This window comes from Hathewaya limosa (assembly GCF_030815255.1).
Classification (GTDB): domain Bacteria; phylum Bacillota; class Clostridia; order Clostridiales; family Clostridiaceae; genus Hathewaya; species Hathewaya limosa.
Map to the genome: position 1 here is coordinate 1 of NZ_JAUSWN010000036.1, position 15685 is coordinate 15685.

13 protein-coding genes are annotated in these 15685 nt (G+C 27.6%); 11 read left to right on the plus strand and 2 right to left on the minus strand.

Features of this window, described 5'->3' with window-relative positions:
- Nucleotides 1-201: 201 nt before the first annotated feature.
- Nucleotides 202-2484: an RNA polymerase recycling motor HelD gene (helD, locus tag QOZ93_RS13400; protein ID WP_307357283.1), complete on the minus strand. Its 2283-nt coding sequence runs from the start codon at nucleotides 2482-2484 to the stop codon at nucleotides 202-204.
- 630 nt (nucleotides 2485-3114) lie between these two features.
- On the opposite strand from helD, the gene QOZ93_RS13405 reads away from it, so the two are divergent.
- The 4 genes from QOZ93_RS13405 to QOZ93_RS13420 all read left to right on the plus strand — a co-directional run bounded on the left by QOZ93_RS13405 (nucleotide 3115) and on the right by QOZ93_RS13420 (nucleotide 6710).
- Entirely contained in the window at nucleotides 3115-4077 is a 963-nt protein-coding gene (locus QOZ93_RS13405; RefSeq protein WP_307357285.1) for a calcium/sodium antiporter, read from the plus strand.
- 216 nt (nucleotides 4078-4293) lie between these two features.
- Nucleotides 4294-5037, plus strand: a complete 744-nt coding sequence (locus QOZ93_RS13410; protein ID WP_307357287.1) for an ABC transporter permease — start codon at nucleotides 4294-4296, stop codon at nucleotides 5035-5037.
- The gene (locus tag QOZ93_RS13415) at nucleotides 5027-5767 is read left to right on the plus strand and encodes an ABC transporter ATP-binding protein (RefSeq protein WP_307357289.1); all 741 of its coding nucleotides are present in this window, start codon (nucleotides 5027-5029) and stop codon (nucleotides 5765-5767) included. Before QOZ93_RS13410 ends, QOZ93_RS13415 begins: the two co-directional genes overlap by 11 nt.
- On the plus strand, nucleotides 5754-6710 hold the full coding sequence (locus QOZ93_RS13420; protein ID WP_307357292.1) for an ABC transporter substrate-binding protein: 957 nt from the start codon (nucleotides 5754-5756) through the stop codon (nucleotides 6708-6710). The genes QOZ93_RS13415 and QOZ93_RS13420 overlap by 14 nt, the downstream gene beginning before the upstream one ends.
- Before the next feature lie 104 nt (nucleotides 6711-6814).
- Here the strand turns inward: QOZ93_RS13420 and QOZ93_RS13425 are convergent, their stop codons facing one another.
- Nucleotides 6815-7954, minus strand: coding sequence for a hypothetical protein (locus QOZ93_RS13425; protein ID WP_307357294.1), 1140 nt, complete (start codon nucleotides 7952-7954; stop codon nucleotides 6815-6817).
- 146 nt (nucleotides 7955-8100) lie between these two features.
- On the opposite strand from QOZ93_RS13425, the gene QOZ93_RS13430 reads away from it, so the two are divergent.
- The 7 genes from QOZ93_RS13430 to QOZ93_RS13460 all read left to right on the plus strand — a co-directional run bounded on the left by QOZ93_RS13430 (nucleotide 8101) and on the right by QOZ93_RS13460 (nucleotide 15513).
- A complete protein-coding gene (locus tag QOZ93_RS13430; RefSeq protein WP_111943183.1) occupies nucleotides 8101-8598 on the plus strand; it encodes a hypothetical protein in 498 nt (165 codons plus the stop codon).
- Between the two features lie 256 nt (nucleotides 8599-8854).
- Complete coding sequence (locus QOZ93_RS13435) at nucleotides 8855-9433, plus strand: non-canonical purine NTP pyrophosphatase (RefSeq protein ID WP_307357298.1); 579 nt, start codon at nucleotides 8855-8857, stop codon at nucleotides 9431-9433.
- Nucleotides 9434-9498: 65 nt separating this feature from the next.
- On the plus strand, nucleotides 9499-9759 hold the full coding sequence (locus tag QOZ93_RS13440; protein WP_111943179.1) for a hypothetical protein: 261 nt from the start codon (nucleotides 9499-9501) through the stop codon (nucleotides 9757-9759).
- Between the two features lie 344 nt (nucleotides 9760-10103).
- Nucleotides 10104-12131 carry a methyl-accepting chemotaxis protein gene (locus tag QOZ93_RS13445; protein WP_307357302.1) on the plus strand — a complete coding sequence of 676 codons (2028 nt, stop codon included), beginning with the start codon at nucleotides 10104-10106 and terminating at the stop codon, nucleotides 12129-12131.
- A gap of 198 nt (nucleotides 12132-12329) precedes the next feature.
- Complete coding sequence (locus QOZ93_RS13450; RefSeq protein WP_307357305.1) at nucleotides 12330-12887, plus strand: ECF-type riboflavin transporter substrate-binding protein; 558 nt, start codon at nucleotides 12330-12332, stop codon at nucleotides 12885-12887.
- Between the two features lie 95 nt (nucleotides 12888-12982).
- A complete protein-coding gene (locus QOZ93_RS13455) occupies nucleotides 12983-14686 on the plus strand; it encodes an ABC transporter ATP-binding protein (RefSeq protein ID WP_307357307.1) in 1704 nt (567 codons plus the stop codon).
- A complete protein-coding gene (locus QOZ93_RS13460; protein ID WP_307357311.1) occupies nucleotides 14686-15513 on the plus strand; it encodes an energy-coupling factor transporter transmembrane component T family protein in 828 nt (275 codons plus the stop codon). Before QOZ93_RS13455 ends, QOZ93_RS13460 begins: the two co-directional genes overlap by 1 nt.
- Nucleotides 15514-15685: the final 172 nt, after the last annotated feature.

Sequence of the window (15685 nt, forward strand, 5' to 3'; positions counted from 1 at the left end):
AATTTTACTATAAATCTTTCACTCTTTCGAGTGGGAGATTTATTTTTTACGCAAAAAGCTGTCGCACTATTTTTTAGTGCGACAGCCCCTTTTTTTATTATATAAACTTTTATAAGGTTTTTAAGCAAGTGTAAAATGATAGTATGTAATGTAGTTATAGATAAACATAAGCTGTTGAATTCAATCAGCAGCTATTTGTTTTTAAATTGGTAGTATTTTAGTTTTTTCCCCAAGAGAATAAATATAAAGTTCGTGTAGGGGTCTGGTCATGGCCACGTAAAGAAGTTTTACATCTAATTCACTTTCTGTATACATATCCTTTGAGGCATTAGCAATTATAACCACATCAAATTCCAAGCCTTTTGCAAGATAGCAGGGAATTAATACTATTCCGCCTGGATAGTCCTTTTCCTTACCGGTTATTACAGAAACATTTTTCTTTTCTTTTAATAGGGATTTTAATTTCATGCATTCATCTAATGTTTTACATATTATAGCCATGGATTTATATTCACTTTGGAGCATTTCTTCTATTTTATCATGAATATCCTTGGCAATATCTTTAAGAGAATCTTTTTCAAAAACCTTAACTTCATTACCATGACGTATTACAGGTTTAGCTTTCGGAAGGCGAGGATCGTTTAGTCCTCCTATAACTTCACTGGCTGTATTCATTATTTCAATTGTGGTTCTGTAACTTTGCTCTAGACAAAGTTGGCTTGAATTTTCATCTGTAAATATATATTTTGATACATCATTCCAATCATGGATTCCTCTGTAGCTATATATACCTTGACATAGATCTCCAAGTATTGTAAATGAGCTATTGTTTACTATTTTCTTAAGTACATAAAGCTGAAATAAACTAAAGTCTTGGGCTTCATCAATTATAATGTGCCTTAAATCTAGTTTTTCGCTGATACCATATAATGATATTGAGATATACATTAACGGTGACAAGTCTTCCACTTCTATAGTACTATTCATTAAGTTTTCAAGGGAGTAATGTTTTATGTAATCTATAAGCTTGAACTTAGATTCATCAGTATTTAGTTTAGATAAATTTATTAAGAAATTTTCATAGTATTTCCATACAGATCTTTTAGGAATTTTTGAAGTATAATCTTTTATAACAGTTTTAAGTCCTTTTTTTATATTTAAAAGAAGATTGTCACGTTCATCTATAATCTCAATTATTTGAGTTCTTCTCTCAGGACAATCACCCATAGAAGCTCTAACTTTGTCTAACTTACATTCATATTCGTTATCTACACGATCTAATATTTTATCTCTTTGATATTTCACCCTATTTATCATACTTTTTTTTATTTCATTAATTCTTTTGGAAAAAGGTAGATAGCTATAATCCTTTATGAAGAGTTTTTGAATCTCTTTGTAGGTGAAAAGTACAAAGTCATGTATTTTAAAATCTTCTTTAGGAATATAATGATATTCTATATATTTTAAATATTTATTGAGCAACTCTTTAAATTCTAATGAAGATTTAAAACATGAGGCTTCAATAATATTATTGTTTTCTTTAGATTTTTTGTCGGAGTAATTTTCTATTATGGTAGATAGCTTTTCGTGAGGTGACTTCAATTTTAGTTTTTTGCCTAGATTTTTTCCTATTACATTAAAAGCAAAGTCTTCAAAAGTGGTTTGAGTTACGTTTTCTACTCCAAGTTCTGGAAGAACCTCTGATATATAACTTAAGAAAAATCTATTTGGAGCTATTATCATAAAGTTTTCTGGTTTTAATGTTTTTTCATAGTTATACATAAGATAGGCAATCCTATGTAAGGCTATAGTAGTTTTTCCACCACCAGCGGCTCCTTGTACTATAAGAGGTTTCCACATATCTGCTCTAATAACCTGATTTTGCTCTGATTGGATTGTGGATACAATATCTTTTAGTCTATTATCTTTATTGGAGCCAAGTGCGGCTTGAAGAAAGTCATCATTGGTTGTTATGTCTATATCAAAAATTTCTTTAAGACAGGCATTTTCTATTGTGTATTGTCTTTTTAGAGATATATCCCCATGTATGTTACCATCGGGACAAATATAGCTGGCTTCTCCCAGTCTACCTTCATAGTAAAGGTTGGCTACAGGTGAACGCCAATCTACAATTAAAAATTCTCCGGTTTTTTCATGAAGAAGAGACATTTTACCAATATAGTACTTACCCATTTTGTCTAGACCTTTTTCAGTAAAATCTACTCTAGCAAAATAAGGCTTAGAAAGACTTCTACTTATATTTTTTAGTCTAGCCTTCATGCTAACTTGAAGAACTTCGTTTATAACAAGTTCATTGAACTGCTCGGCATTGTCTGAGTTATAATGACTTGTACTGTATTCAACAGCTTCATCAATTCTATTCTTTTGTTTACTTATAATCTTATCAAAGTTTCTTAAGTAATTAAGAGTTGTATCTAGTCTTTTACACTCAGTTTTATAATCTGGATGTTCAAAAGCAGGCATATCATTATCCTCCAATTTACTAAAATTTTTTTGAAACTGAGAATTTTAGCGTTGGGTTTTAACAAGGTATATTCTATTATATTAGAATACAATTTAAGAGGGAAATAAATAATAGGGTGGTTTTATAGGATAAGAACAAATCTAAATAAAAAAACTCATTATTTTAAGAAATTTCTAGAAATTTCTTGACAATCTTATGCTTTTTTTATATAGTATGTATGTGAATTTTAAGTGAAATAATATAGCATTGGTATGTACTTAAATTACTTAGGAAAGCGTAGCTCAATATATTATAGGGCAAGTCTCTATTTTTTTAACTCATAGTAACTTGATGCTATGTATTTACAAATAAATATTGACTAAATAGTGTAAAATAATATATGATAAATATATAAAGATCGTAATGTATTGAAGGGGAGTAGCTTCCACATAATGTGGTAATTAATCGTCATCACAGTAGAATAAGATCTACTCGGTTGATTAACAAGATATTCTTGCTAGCAAGACCTTCAGAATGATTGGAGATTTTCTAATTATTCTGAAGGTCTTTTTGTATTGTAAAGAATTTGTATTTAATGGAACATGACTTACAGTATGTTACTCAATAGAATTTTAAGGGGGAAAGTATATATGAATTATATATTACTTTTAATAGGTTTTGTATTATTAATAAAGAGTGCGGATTATTTCGTTGATGGAGCATCTGCAATTGCAAAGAAATTTAGAATTCCAACTATAGTTATAGGACTTACTATAGTTGCTTTTGGTACAAGTGCACCAGAAGCTGCAGTTAGTATTACATCAGGTTTACAAGGACAAAATGGAATGGCCATAGGAAATGTAGTAGGCTCTAATATATTTAATTTATTAGTAGTAGTTGGAGTAGCTGCGTTTATATGTCCATTAAAAGTTAAGAAGTGTACAATAGTTAAAGATTTTCCATTTGCTATATTATCATCTTTTGTATTGTTAATAATTTCAGGTGACTTAATGTTTGCAGGAAGTTCAAAGAATATTCTAAGTAGGGCAGACGGAATAATTTTATTAATATTATTTGGAATCTACATGTATTACCTTATAGAAATAGCTTTGGAATCTAGAAAACTAGCGGTTACCACAGAAAGCACAGAAGAAATAAAGGAACTTTCTACAGGAAAAAGTCTTATATTATGCATAGGTGGAATAGTAGGAATTATATTAGGGGGGAAATTTGTTGTAGATTCAGCATCATCTATAGCATTAGCATGGGGAATGAGTGAAAGTCTTGTAGGACTTACCATAGTTGCTATAGGAACTTCTCTACCTGAACTTGTTACATCTATTGTAGCATCAACTAAAGGAGAAAGTGACATAGCATTAGGCAATGTTATAGGATCTAATATTTTTAATATATTCTTTATACTTGGTATCTCTTGTTTTATACATCCTATAGCAGTAGGCCCTGGTGTATTTACGGATATGTTTATTTTATTAATAATAAGTATAGTAGCTTATGTTTTTGCTGTAACTAAGAAAAGTATTAATAGAATTGAGGGGGCAGTATTAACTCTAAGTTATATTGTTTATATGATATTTATCATTATAAGAAAGTAATAAAATATAAAGATTTTATAAAGTTACTAAAAAGGATTAAGATTAAATTATCTTAATCCTTTTTAATTGAAAAATTAAAATAAGGGATATAGTTTAATAAAACTATATTGTGATTATTAAAGATAAGTAATATAATTTAATAGTAAAATATTAAAGAAAGTTTCGAAATTTAGAAATGCACTAAATGTTTTGCATCAAAGAGGAGAGGCACCAAGTATGGTTATTTTATTAATTATAGTATTTTTATGGATTTTAGGATCAAATTTATCATGGTGGAGTATAGCTATCTTGCCTACACCTAAAATGGTTATAGGAACCTTTTACAATATGTTTATAGATGGAAGTCTATTTACATCTATAGGAATAAGTATTCTTAGGATTTTTATAGGATTTATAATAACTTTTTTAGTAGCCATACCTTTAGGAATATTCTTTGGTTTAAACCCTAAAATATATAAAAAATTTAATCTCTTATTAGAAATGTTAAGACATATACCTCCGTTGGCATTAATTCCACTAATAATTTTATGGTTTGGAATAGGAGAGAAATCTAAAGTTATTATAATAATTTTGGCCTCTTTTTTTCCGCTATTTATGAATACATTAGATGGTGTGAAAAATTGTGATCAAAAGTTAATAGAGGTGGGTAAAACCTTAAATTTTAGTAAAGATGAAATATTTATGAAAATACTTATACCCTGTGCTTTCCCTAATATTATATTAGGTATTAAGTTAGCATTAGGATATAGTTGGAGAGCAATAATAGGAGCGGAGATGATAGCAGCTTCTTCGGGTATAGGATATTTAATTTTAGATGGACAAGAACTTTCAAGACCGGATGTGGTGATGGTAGGAATAATATTAATAGGGTCTTTAGGACTTTTAACTGATTATATATTTGAACGATTTACTAAAGGTTTAAGAAATAGCAAAGGGAACATAGAGAATAATGGGATATAAAATAGAAAATTTAACTAAAGAATATAAAGTAAATAGTAAAATTCATAAAGTACTAGATAATATAAATCTTTACATAGATCATAAAAAAATCACAGTTATTCTAGGTAAAAGTGGTTCTGGAAAAACAACTATTTTAAGACTTCTTGCAGGCTTAGAATTCCCTACTAGTGGTAATGTTAAATTTATAAATGATGAAAACAAAGAAATTAAACCTAAAATAGGAATGGTGTTTCAGGAAAGTAGGTTATTTCCATGGTTAAAAGTTAAGGATAACATAACCATACATATAAAGAATAAAGATACAAAGCAAAAAATAAGTGCAAAATATATAAAGTTGCTTAAATTAACGGGTTTTGAAGATGCAAAACCTTATCAGCTCTCCGGTGGAATGGCACACAGAGTAGCAATAGGTAGAGCTTTAGCATATGAACCACATATATTGTTAATGGACGAACCTTTTGCAGCTTTAGATTATTTTACAAGAAGTTTATTGCAGAATGAATTGTTGGATCTTCATAAAAAAACTAATAAGGGAATAATTTTTGTTACACATAATATAGATGAGGCTATATTATTAGCTCATAAAATATTAATAATAGATAAAGGAAGAGTAGTAAAAGAATATAATCTAAAAAAATCTAATGAGGAAAAACTTTGCAATAAAAACAAAGAGGTATTAAAGAATGATATCTTAAGAATTTTGGAGGAAAAGCAAAATGAAGATACATAAAATATTGGCATTAAGTTTAGTTTTAAGTATATGTTTAAGTGTGGCAGGATGCAGTAATAAAGTAGATGCCAAAAATAATAATATAAAAGATATAAATATAACTTACGTAAAAGCACCATTAAATGTACCAAGTATATTAGAAAAGCAAAAAAATAGTTTTAAAAGTGAATTTTCAAAAGACAATATAGAAGTTAAATTTCACGATTTGACTTCAGGACCTCAACAAACTCAAGCATTAGCGGCAGGGGAACTACAGTTTTTACATGCTTTAGGAGGAACATCAGCTATATTGGCTGCATCTAATGGAGTAGATTTAAAAATATTAAATATTTATAGTAGGGCACCAAAAGCTTTTATGATTTTAACTAAAAATAAAGATATTAAATCTGCAAAAGATCTAAAAGGAAAAAATGTAGCAGGACCTAAAGGAACTGTATTACATCAATTATTATTGGCGGCCTTAGATGAAAATGATTTAAAAGGTTCGGATGTTAAGTTTATAAATATGGGAATTCCTCAAGCTTTAGCTGCACTTAATAATAGTTCAGTAGATGCTGCGTTGCTTGCTGGACCGGCAGCATTAAAGGCTATAAAGTCAGGAGCCAAATTAGTTACAAATGGAGAGGGATTAGTAGAAGGAACTATAGTTACAGCAGTGAGCGATAAATTTTTTAAAGATCATCCAGATTTAGTAGAACGTTTTAAAAAGGTTCATAAAGAAACACTTAAATTTATGAAAGAAAATAGAAAAGAAGCTATAAAAATAGCTGCTAAAGAAGTAGGGCTTACAGAGAAGGAAACAGAAGAAATGTTTAATTGGTACGATTTTAATATGGACGTTAGTAGAAAAGATATAAAAGAGTTAAGTAAAACTCAAGATTTTTTAATTAATAATCATATGCAAAAAAATAAAATTAATGTAGAATATCTTATAGCAAAATAGCTTTAAATATAATGTTTGAAGATTTATCTATTAGATTATAGTATAAATAAAACTAAGTTATAATAATTGATATTTATTATGACTTAGTTTTTTTATATATAACTTTACATAGTAGGTTCTAACACGAAAGCTTTGGCAAAATATCTGCTTCCATAGTCAAAAGGTGCTGGCTGAAATTTTCCTTCAGCAAAATTAGCAACATAATTTTTGTTTTTATCATTAAGAGAATCAACTTTTTGTTTTAGAGGTGTAGCAGCGTCGATATTGTATTGTTCAATAAATTGATAAGTAGAAATTCTTTGAGTTCTGTCCTGTGCTTTAAATTCTACTGTGTCTGTGGTTGATATTTGTTGACTTATAGCTACTTCAGTACTGAAAGATGTGGATAGTTGAACAGATAATTCTGCAGTTACTTTAGCAATACCTTCTATTCCAACTTCTACACCAATTCTTGAACCAACGGATAATCCCATAGAAAAACCTTGAGTTTTTGTAATACCGCTTGTAATGGTTATGGCCTTAGTAGCTGTAGAGCCAGGATCTATATTGCTAAATTCAGTCATAAGATTCCAATAGCTTGTATCATTTATTTTACTGCCTTCACATACAGGAGAATTTTTATCTAATAATAATGTAAACATAAGGCTTCCTTTTTTAAAAGGACCATCCCAAACTAAGGTTTCGGTAAATACATTGTTATTATCTAAATATCCTATACGATCAGGTAATTTAGGTAAAGTAAATTTTTCATTACCATCTTTTGTAGCGTAAAAGAAGACAGGAACAAATTCTACTAAATTACCTTTGGCACCACCAACTGTTAATTTTGCAGGAAATCCGGTATAAAACCAATTAGGTTCTATTTTAGGGAAAACGGGATAAACTACTGTTCCAGTATTTGGAGCTGTACCTGTAGATTTAAGTAACATAGGTTTTATACCACTTGGGTTATTTGTAAACAGTTCATTACCTCCATTTGGACCAACACGATATGTGTTAGGAATGTCAGTAAATCCATCTGTCATTTTAGCGAAAAAAGCTTCTTGAGCAGAATCATCATATGGTGTCATTGTAGGTTCATGTAATTTTATGGGCCTCATTCTAGTAATTTTATTAATATTTATTGATGTAGGAATCCATGAATTTTTAAACCAGTAATGAAAGTAAAGTTGATCCCCTAGCCTATAGTCAGCTTTCATAATAATTGTTGAACCATTATCTAGGGTAGCATAATTAGCTTTCATAAAAAACCTCCTGTAAATTCGTATATTTTACAATATGCAGATTGATGAGAATAAGTGAATATTTCTTAAGAACAAAGGAACATAAATTATTTTTTAAAATATAAATGATAATATAAATAATTAAAAATTATGAGGAGAAAATTTTTATGTTTACTACTGTAAGGCAAACTGTGTTTGATAGACCTATAGATATGTATTTAGAAAATAGAACAGGAAAAGATATGAAATTATTTAAAACAGAACTTCAAAGTGGATATTTATATAATAATCCTCCAGAGCTAATAAAGGCAGGGGAAACAGGACATTTTAAAGGAGATCAAACAGGTCTTGTTGGATCCTCTGGATTTGCTACTTACACAGTACAAGTAGAAAATTTAACAACATATATTTCTATTTATTGGAGTCATCCAGAGGGAAATTATGATAGTATTTATTATGGATATTCTAGTCCTTTTGGTGTCTTTTTTATAACTCCTAAGGATAATTTAGATCCAAATAAAAAACCAACTAATCAAGTACAAAATGTAAAAGATTGGACCAATAATGAGTATAGTAAACAAACAATTCTTACATTAAATCCAGTTCAACTTGTTCAATCAGTAACTTATGTTATTCAATTTGGGCTAGGACACACAGCTGTATAAAAGTAAAACAACTAAATAGATAATAATAAAAAACTAAGCTAACATATTATAAGTATTAGAGTTGCTTAGTTTTTTATATAATAATAGTTTATCAAATATTGAATAGTAAAATAAAAAAACTATTTATAAATAAAAGATATAGCTAGTTTATATAAATAAGTATAAAAAATTAAGTGTGGTAAATAGAAAAATTTAAGTTATTTTGATAATATAAATATATTAATGTATTAAACAAAAGATAGAGAGGATGTAATAAATGGAAAATACTACAAGAGAGATTGTATTTGTAACAACTAATAAGGGAAAAATCGCATCTGCACAAAGAGAATTAAGCGGTATAAAAGTTTTACCATATAATGCAGAGTTAATAGAACCTAGAAGTGACGATATAAGAGAAATAGCAAGACAAAAAGTTATACAAGCATATAAAATAGTAGGAAAACCATGTATAGCATTAGATTCAGGATTTTTCGTTGATGAATTAAATGGTTTTCCTAAGGCATATGTTAATCATATGTTAGATACTATAGGAATAAGAGGATTATTAAAATTAATGGAAGGAGTCATAAATAGAAAGTGTAAATTTAAATCTTGTTTAGCGTACTATGATGGTATACATATGGAGTTTTTTGAAAATGATGATCCAGGAACTATTTCTTATAATATTCAGGGAAAAGAAAATCAAGATAGTTGGTCGGATTTATGGTATGTATTCAAACCAAACAATTTTTATAAAACCTTAGCAGAATTTACAGAGGATGAATTTAAAGTTTATGAGAGTTTAAAAGATGATAATTGTATGAAAAAATTTGGATTATGGTATACAAAAAAATAGGATTATAAATTAAAAGTTGTTTTTATACCTGTATTATAGAAAACTTTTAAAGGAGAATTTTAAATATGAAAGTACCAGTTATTTATTATAAAGATGAAATGGGATTTGCCGCTATTATATCTGGGGGAGAAGATATAAAATCTTATATTATGGGATATGAAGATTTTAATATGTTAGAAATTGAAGTTTTAAATAATATAAATCAAGTTAAAGAAAATTCCAAAGATACTGAGGAACAGATTGCAAAGGATTTTAAATTTAGTATAAACTGTTTTGATGATTCATATATAAAAAATATTATTAAAATAGAATTTATGGAAATTTAAGGAATATAGTTTAGCACGTTATTAAAAATTTTAAATATTTAAAATAAATTCAAATAAAAAAGTACGCTTATTAGAATAATACTTATTTTAATAAGTGTACTTTTTTATTTAGAATAAACAAGAAAATATTATTAAGTAAGGAATAATATTCACAATAATCATTTAAATAGTAAAATAATGTGTGGCGTTTAAAATTAAATTAAAGCAATATAAAAAATTGTAAAAAATATAAGTTAATTTTAAAAAAATCTTAAATATATATTTACAAAGTATTTTTAAAACAATATAATTAGGAATAAAAAAATATTTAGGATTTTATGTAATAATAAGGGGAAAAATGCGAAATGAAATTAATATTAAAAAGGAATTTTAAAAGTATTAAAACCAAAATGTTAGTATGTCTTCTACCTATTGTATTAATAGCATGTATTATTTTGTCTTCCTTAGCATATTTAAATGCTAAGAAAAATTTAATACAGACAAGTAGTACATTAATGATGGAACTTGCTAAAAATGCTGCAGGTGAGACGGATTTACAATTGTTGGCTAATCTAAATGTAGTAAATTTATTAGCTGAAGATCCAGATATAGCAGATCCTAAGATACCTTGGAGTGATAAACAAAGACATTTAAACATTAATATGCAAACTCAAAAGTATCTATTATTAGGAATTGCTGATACCAATGGAAAGGTTAGATATACTGATGGAAGTATAATCGACGTAAGTGATAGAGATTTTTATAGACATCCTTTTGAAGGAAAAAGTTATATATCACAACCTTTTCTTAGCAAAGTTAATAATAATTTGGCTGTAGCTTATTCTGCACCTATAAAAGAGAATGGTAAAGTTATAGGAGTTTTAATAGCAATTAAAAGTGGTGATGAATTAAGTAAAATGGTAAATAAAATATCATTTTTAAATACAGGAACAGCATATATGTTGGATCAAAGTGGTACAACAATTGCACATAAGAATCAAGAATTAGTAACAAAAATGGAGAATACCATAAGAAGTCACTCAAATGATAAAGAATTTGAAGAAGTTGTTGATATAGAGAAAAATATGATTTCTGGTAAAACAGGGGTACAATCATATACTTATAACAATGTACAAAAGTTTTCAGCATATACACAAGTGCCTTCTACTGGATGGTCACTTTCAATAAATGTAACTAAGGATGACCTATTAAGTGGACTTAATGGATTAAAGTATAGTTGTATAATAACAACTTTAATTATTATATTTACTATAAGTATATTTATTTTTATATTTAGTAATTCAATATCTAAGGCATTATTTTTAATTAAAGAACATATGAAAAAAATATCTACGGGAAATTTAATTGACTCAATGGATAATAAATATATGGATAATAAAGATGAATTAGGTGACATATGTAATACAATGGTACAAACACAAGGTTCTATTAATGACATGATAATATCAGTAAAGGAATCTGCTGTAGAAATAGATGATAATTCTACAAATTTAGCTTCTATAGCTGAAGAGTTATCAGCTCTAACAGAGAATATATCTACAGCAATAGGGGAGGTAGCTACTGGTTCTACTAAGCAAGCTTCTGATTTGGGAAATATACTACAGAAACTTAATGATTTTAGTAACGAAATAGGCAATGTTACTGTCCATATTCAAGATATTAATAATATGTCTTTAGATATTAATGACAATTCTAAAAAAAGTAATAAAGATATGGAAGATTTAATTAAATCACTTGCCACATTTAATGAAAACTTTAAAGGATTTTCAAATGAAATTATAAATATGGATACTGATATAAAAACTGTTAATGAAATAACAGATTTAATTAATAATATAGCTGAACAAACTAATCTTTTAGCTTTAAATGCAGCTATAGAGGCTGCAAGAGCAGGGGAATCGGGTAAAGGTTTTGCAGTTGTGGCAGATGAAATAAGAGTTTTAGCTGAAAAAAGCAAGGAATCGTCAAATAATATTTACAATATAGTTAATAATCTACTTGTTAAAACGAAAACTATAGTATCTAGTACTAATGAAATGAATGGAAATTTAAAAACTCAAAAAGAAACAGTAGAGAATGCTATAAATTCCTTTAATAATATTTCCACTTCAGTACAAAGTATTACACCTAAAATTAATGAAATTAGTTTAGCATTTGAGAATATTAATGATAGCAATAAGGATATATTAGATAACATAGAAAATATTTCTTCTATATCTCAAGAGATGTCGGCAGCTTCAGAAGAAATAGCAGCATCTTCAGACGAGTTAAATAAATCAAGTTTAGAAGTTGCGAATAGTGCTCAAGAGTTATCCCAAAAAACATCTGAGATGATGGATGAAGTAAGTAAGTTTAAGGTTAAAGATAATTAAATATAGTTTCCTAAAAATATAAGTTCTAAAAGATTACTAAAAAGTATGTATTTTAGAACTTATATTTTTTATAAATAACAATTTAGTATATATCAAGTTATTGACAATTATTCTATTTGATTTTAAACTTAAAGATGTGTTATTAAATATAATTATAAAAAATGTTTAGTAACAAGTAGAAAAATGGAGTAGATATTAATGAGAAAAAACAAATTATCTATTAAAACAATTGTTGCCATAGGTATAGGATCTGCAGTATTTATGATTTTAGGACGTTTTGGATCAATTCCAACTGGAATACCAAATACTAATATAGAAACTGCATATGCTTTTTTAGCATTAATGGCACTTTTATATGGTCCTTTATCAGGATTATTAATTGGGTTTATAGGACATGCTTTAAAGGATACGATTTTTTATGGATCACCTTGGCTAAGTTGGGTAATTGCTTCGGCAGTAGTAGGACTTGTAATAGGTCTTGCATATAAGAAAATTAGAATTAATGAAGGGATTTTCGAAAAAAAACAAATAGTAACTTTTAATATAGTACAAATTATAGCTAATGTTATAGCATGGTTTATAGTAGCGCCCTCATTGGATGTAATAATTTATGCAGAACCTTTAAATAAGGTATATCTTCAAGGAATTATAGGTGGTATTTCTAACATTTTTACAGTTGCAGTACTTGGGACTATATTAGTACGTAATTATTCTAAAACTAAAACTAAAAGAGGCAGCCTTTGTAAGGAAGATTAGTATTTTGCCGGAGATATAACTCCGGTTTTTTTATGAGCATTAAAATTTAAATAAAGAAAGGAGTAATTACCTTTTTATTTTGGTAATAAATTTTTATGAAAAGACCAATTATAGAATTTAAAGATTTTACAGTACATTATGTAGTACAATCAAAACCTACTTTAGATAAAATTAATTTAACTATTTATGAAGGAGAAAAGGTACTTATTGTAGGGCCATCAGGTTCAGGAAAAAGTACTTTAGGGCACTGTATTAACGGACTTATTCCTTTTTCTTATAGTGCCGAAATTTTTGGAAGTCTAAAAGTTAAAGGCAAAGAAACTAAAGATTTAAGTATTTTTGAAATTTCTAAAATAGTAGGTACTGTACTTCAAGATCCTGATAGTCAATTTATAGGATTGACAGTGGGAGAGGATATAGCCTTTAAACTGGAAAATCAGTGTATTCCTCAACAAGAAATGAAGAAAATAGTAGAAAAGGTTGCTAAGGTAGTGGACATTGATAATCAATTAAATCTTGCCCCTCATAGATTATCTGGGGGACAAAAACAAAGAGTAACTGTAGCAGGAACTATTGTAGATGATGTAGATATTTTATTATTTGATGAGCCATTAGCAAGCTTAGATCCTAAATCAGGAAAAACATCTATTGAACTTATAGACGAAGTACATAAAAAATCAAATAAAACAGTAGTAATAATAGAACATCGTATAGAAGATGTATTACATAGAGATGTAGATAGAATTATTTTAATTAATGAGGGCAAAATAATTTGTGATATGACACCGGATGAACTTTTATCATCTAATAAATTATTAGATTTTGGACTTAGGGAACCCCTTTATCTAACGGCTTTAAAATATGCTAATTGTAAGGTAACTAAAAAAATGGAACCTAGTCATATAGAAAATTTACATATAGAAGAGTGTAAAAATAATTTACATAAGTGGTATGAAGAAAGTAAAGATGCTTTTGAATCTAAAGATCAAGATACTATTTTAGAACTTAAGAATGTTTCTTTTGGATATGATAAAAATAAATTAAATTTAGCAGATGTATCATTTAAAGTAAAAAAAGGCGATATGATAAGTATCTTAGGTAAAAATGGTGCTGGTAAATCTACGCTTTCTAAGTTAATTTGTGGTTTTTATAAGCCTATAAAAGGAGATATTTTGTTTGAAAATAGAAGTATTTTAAAAGATTCTATTAAAGAACGAGCGGAATATATTGGGTTTGTAATGCAAAATCCTAATAAAATGATTTCTAAAACTATGATTTTTGATGAAGTTGCCTTTGGACTTAGAGTAAGAGGAATTAACGAAATTGAAATCAAAGAAAGGGTTTATGAAACTTTAAAAATTTGTGGACTTTACCCTTATCGTAATTGGCCAGTTTCTGCATTAAGTTTTGGTCAGAAAAAAAGAGTTACCATAGCATCTATATTGGTTTTAAATCCTAAAATTTTAATATTAGATGAACCTACTTCAGGTCAAGATTTTAAACATTATAATGAGATTATGGAATTTTTATTACAACTTAACAAAAAAGGAATAACAATTATAATGATTACCCATGATATGCATTTAATGCTTGAGTATACTGAAAAAGCTATAGTTATAGGGGAAGGTAATAAACTTGCAGAAGATAGCGTAGTAAACATCCTATCAAATAAAACCCTTATAGATAAAGCTAATTTAAAGGAGACTTCTCTTTATGAATTAGCGGTTAGAGCAGAAATCCAAAATCCAAATAAATTTGTTGAAAAATTTATTGAAGAGGATAGGAGGAGAAGAAAATAATGTCTACTATGCTTGGATATATAAATGAGAAGTCTCCAGTTCATAAACTTACAGGGGCTACAAAATTAATCTTTTTTATAGTATGGTCTTTAGCATCGATGATTACATATGATACTAGAATTTTAGTTGGAATGATGTTTTTTAGTTTAGTTATATTTAAAATCTCAAAAATAAAGTTTAAGGATATAGCATTTGTAGTGTATTTTATATTATTTTTTTTAATTCTAAATAATATTACTATATTTATTTTTTCACCACATGGAGGAAATGAAATTTATAAAACAACCCATGTATTATTTAATATAGCAGGTCCATACTCGGTTACATTAGAACAACTTTTTTATCAATTTAATGTTACGGTTAAATACTTTTCTGTAATTCCAATAGCATTATTATTTATAGCAACTACAGAACCAAGTGAATTTGCATCTTCTTTAAATAGAATAGGATTGAATTATAAAATAGCATATTCAGTATCAATAGCATTAAGATATATACCCGATATACAAAGAGATTATCATGATATTACTTTTGCACAACAGGCAAGAGGAATAGAAATGAGTAAAAAAGAAAAATTATCTAGAAGAATAAAAAATTCGGCAGCTATTTTAATGCCACTAATTTTCTCGAGTTTAGATAGAATAGATACTATAAGTGCGGCAATGGAACTTAGAGCTTTTGGAAATGATAAAAAAAGAACATGGTATAATAGTAAAAACTTTACAAGTAAAGATTATATAGCTATTAGTTTAGTATGTATTCTTTTAGCATTATCAATATTTAGTACAATTTATATGAAAAGTCGTTTCTACAATCCTTTTATTTAAATGAAAAATTTAAAATATAAATGTAAAATTAAATAATTAGTTTATAAAATAAATTAATATAGAATCATATGAAAAATGAGGCTGTCGCATTAGCATAAAAATTTATACTAACGCGGCAGCGTTTTTTTGTGTTTTATAGAAAATTTAATGATAGTTCACCGCCTATAAGCTT

Excerpts from the sequence above, each read along its gene's own strand:
- QOZ93_RS13440 (WP_111943179.1), top strand. The coding sequence starts at position 9,499 with ATGAAAGTACCAGTTATTTATTATAAAGATGAAATGGGATTTGCCGCT.
- QOZ93_RS13420 (WP_307357292.1), top strand. The coding sequence starts at position 5,754 with ATGAAGATACATAAAATATTGGCATTAAGTTTAGTTTTAAGTATATGT.
- QOZ93_RS13405 (WP_307357285.1), top strand. The coding sequence starts at position 3,115 with ATGAATTATATATTACTTTTAATAGGTTTTGTATTATTAATAAAGAGT.
- helD (WP_307357283.1), bottom strand. The coding sequence starts at position 2,484 with ATGCCTGCTTTTGAACATCCAGATTATAAAACTGAGTGTAAAAGACTA.
- QOZ93_RS13415 (WP_307357289.1), top strand. The coding sequence starts at position 5,027 with ATGGGATATAAAATAGAAAATTTAACTAAAGAATATAAAGTAAATAGT.
- QOZ93_RS13455 (WP_307357307.1), top strand. The coding sequence starts at position 12,983 with ATGAAAAGACCAATTATAGAATTTAAAGATTTTACAGTACATTATGTA.
- QOZ93_RS13425 (WP_307357294.1), bottom strand. The coding sequence starts at position 7,954 with ATGAAAGCTAATTATGCTACCCTAGATAATGGTTCAACAATTATTATG.
- QOZ93_RS13410 (WP_307357287.1), top strand. The coding sequence starts at position 4,294 with ATGGTTATTTTATTAATTATAGTATTTTTATGGATTTTAGGATCAAAT.
- QOZ93_RS13460 (WP_307357311.1), top strand. The coding sequence starts at position 14,686 with ATGTCTACTATGCTTGGATATATAAATGAGAAGTCTCCAGTTCATAAA.
- QOZ93_RS13435 (WP_307357298.1), top strand. The coding sequence starts at position 8,855 with ATGGAAAATACTACAAGAGAGATTGTATTTGTAACAACTAATAAGGGA.
- QOZ93_RS13430 (WP_111943183.1), top strand. The coding sequence starts at position 8,101 with ATGTTTACTACTGTAAGGCAAACTGTGTTTGATAGACCTATAGATATG.
- QOZ93_RS13450 (WP_307357305.1), top strand. The coding sequence starts at position 12,330 with ATGAGAAAAAACAAATTATCTATTAAAACAATTGTTGCCATAGGTATA.
- QOZ93_RS13445 (WP_307357302.1), top strand. The coding sequence starts at position 10,104 with ATGAAATTAATATTAAAAAGGAATTTTAAAAGTATTAAAACCAAAATG.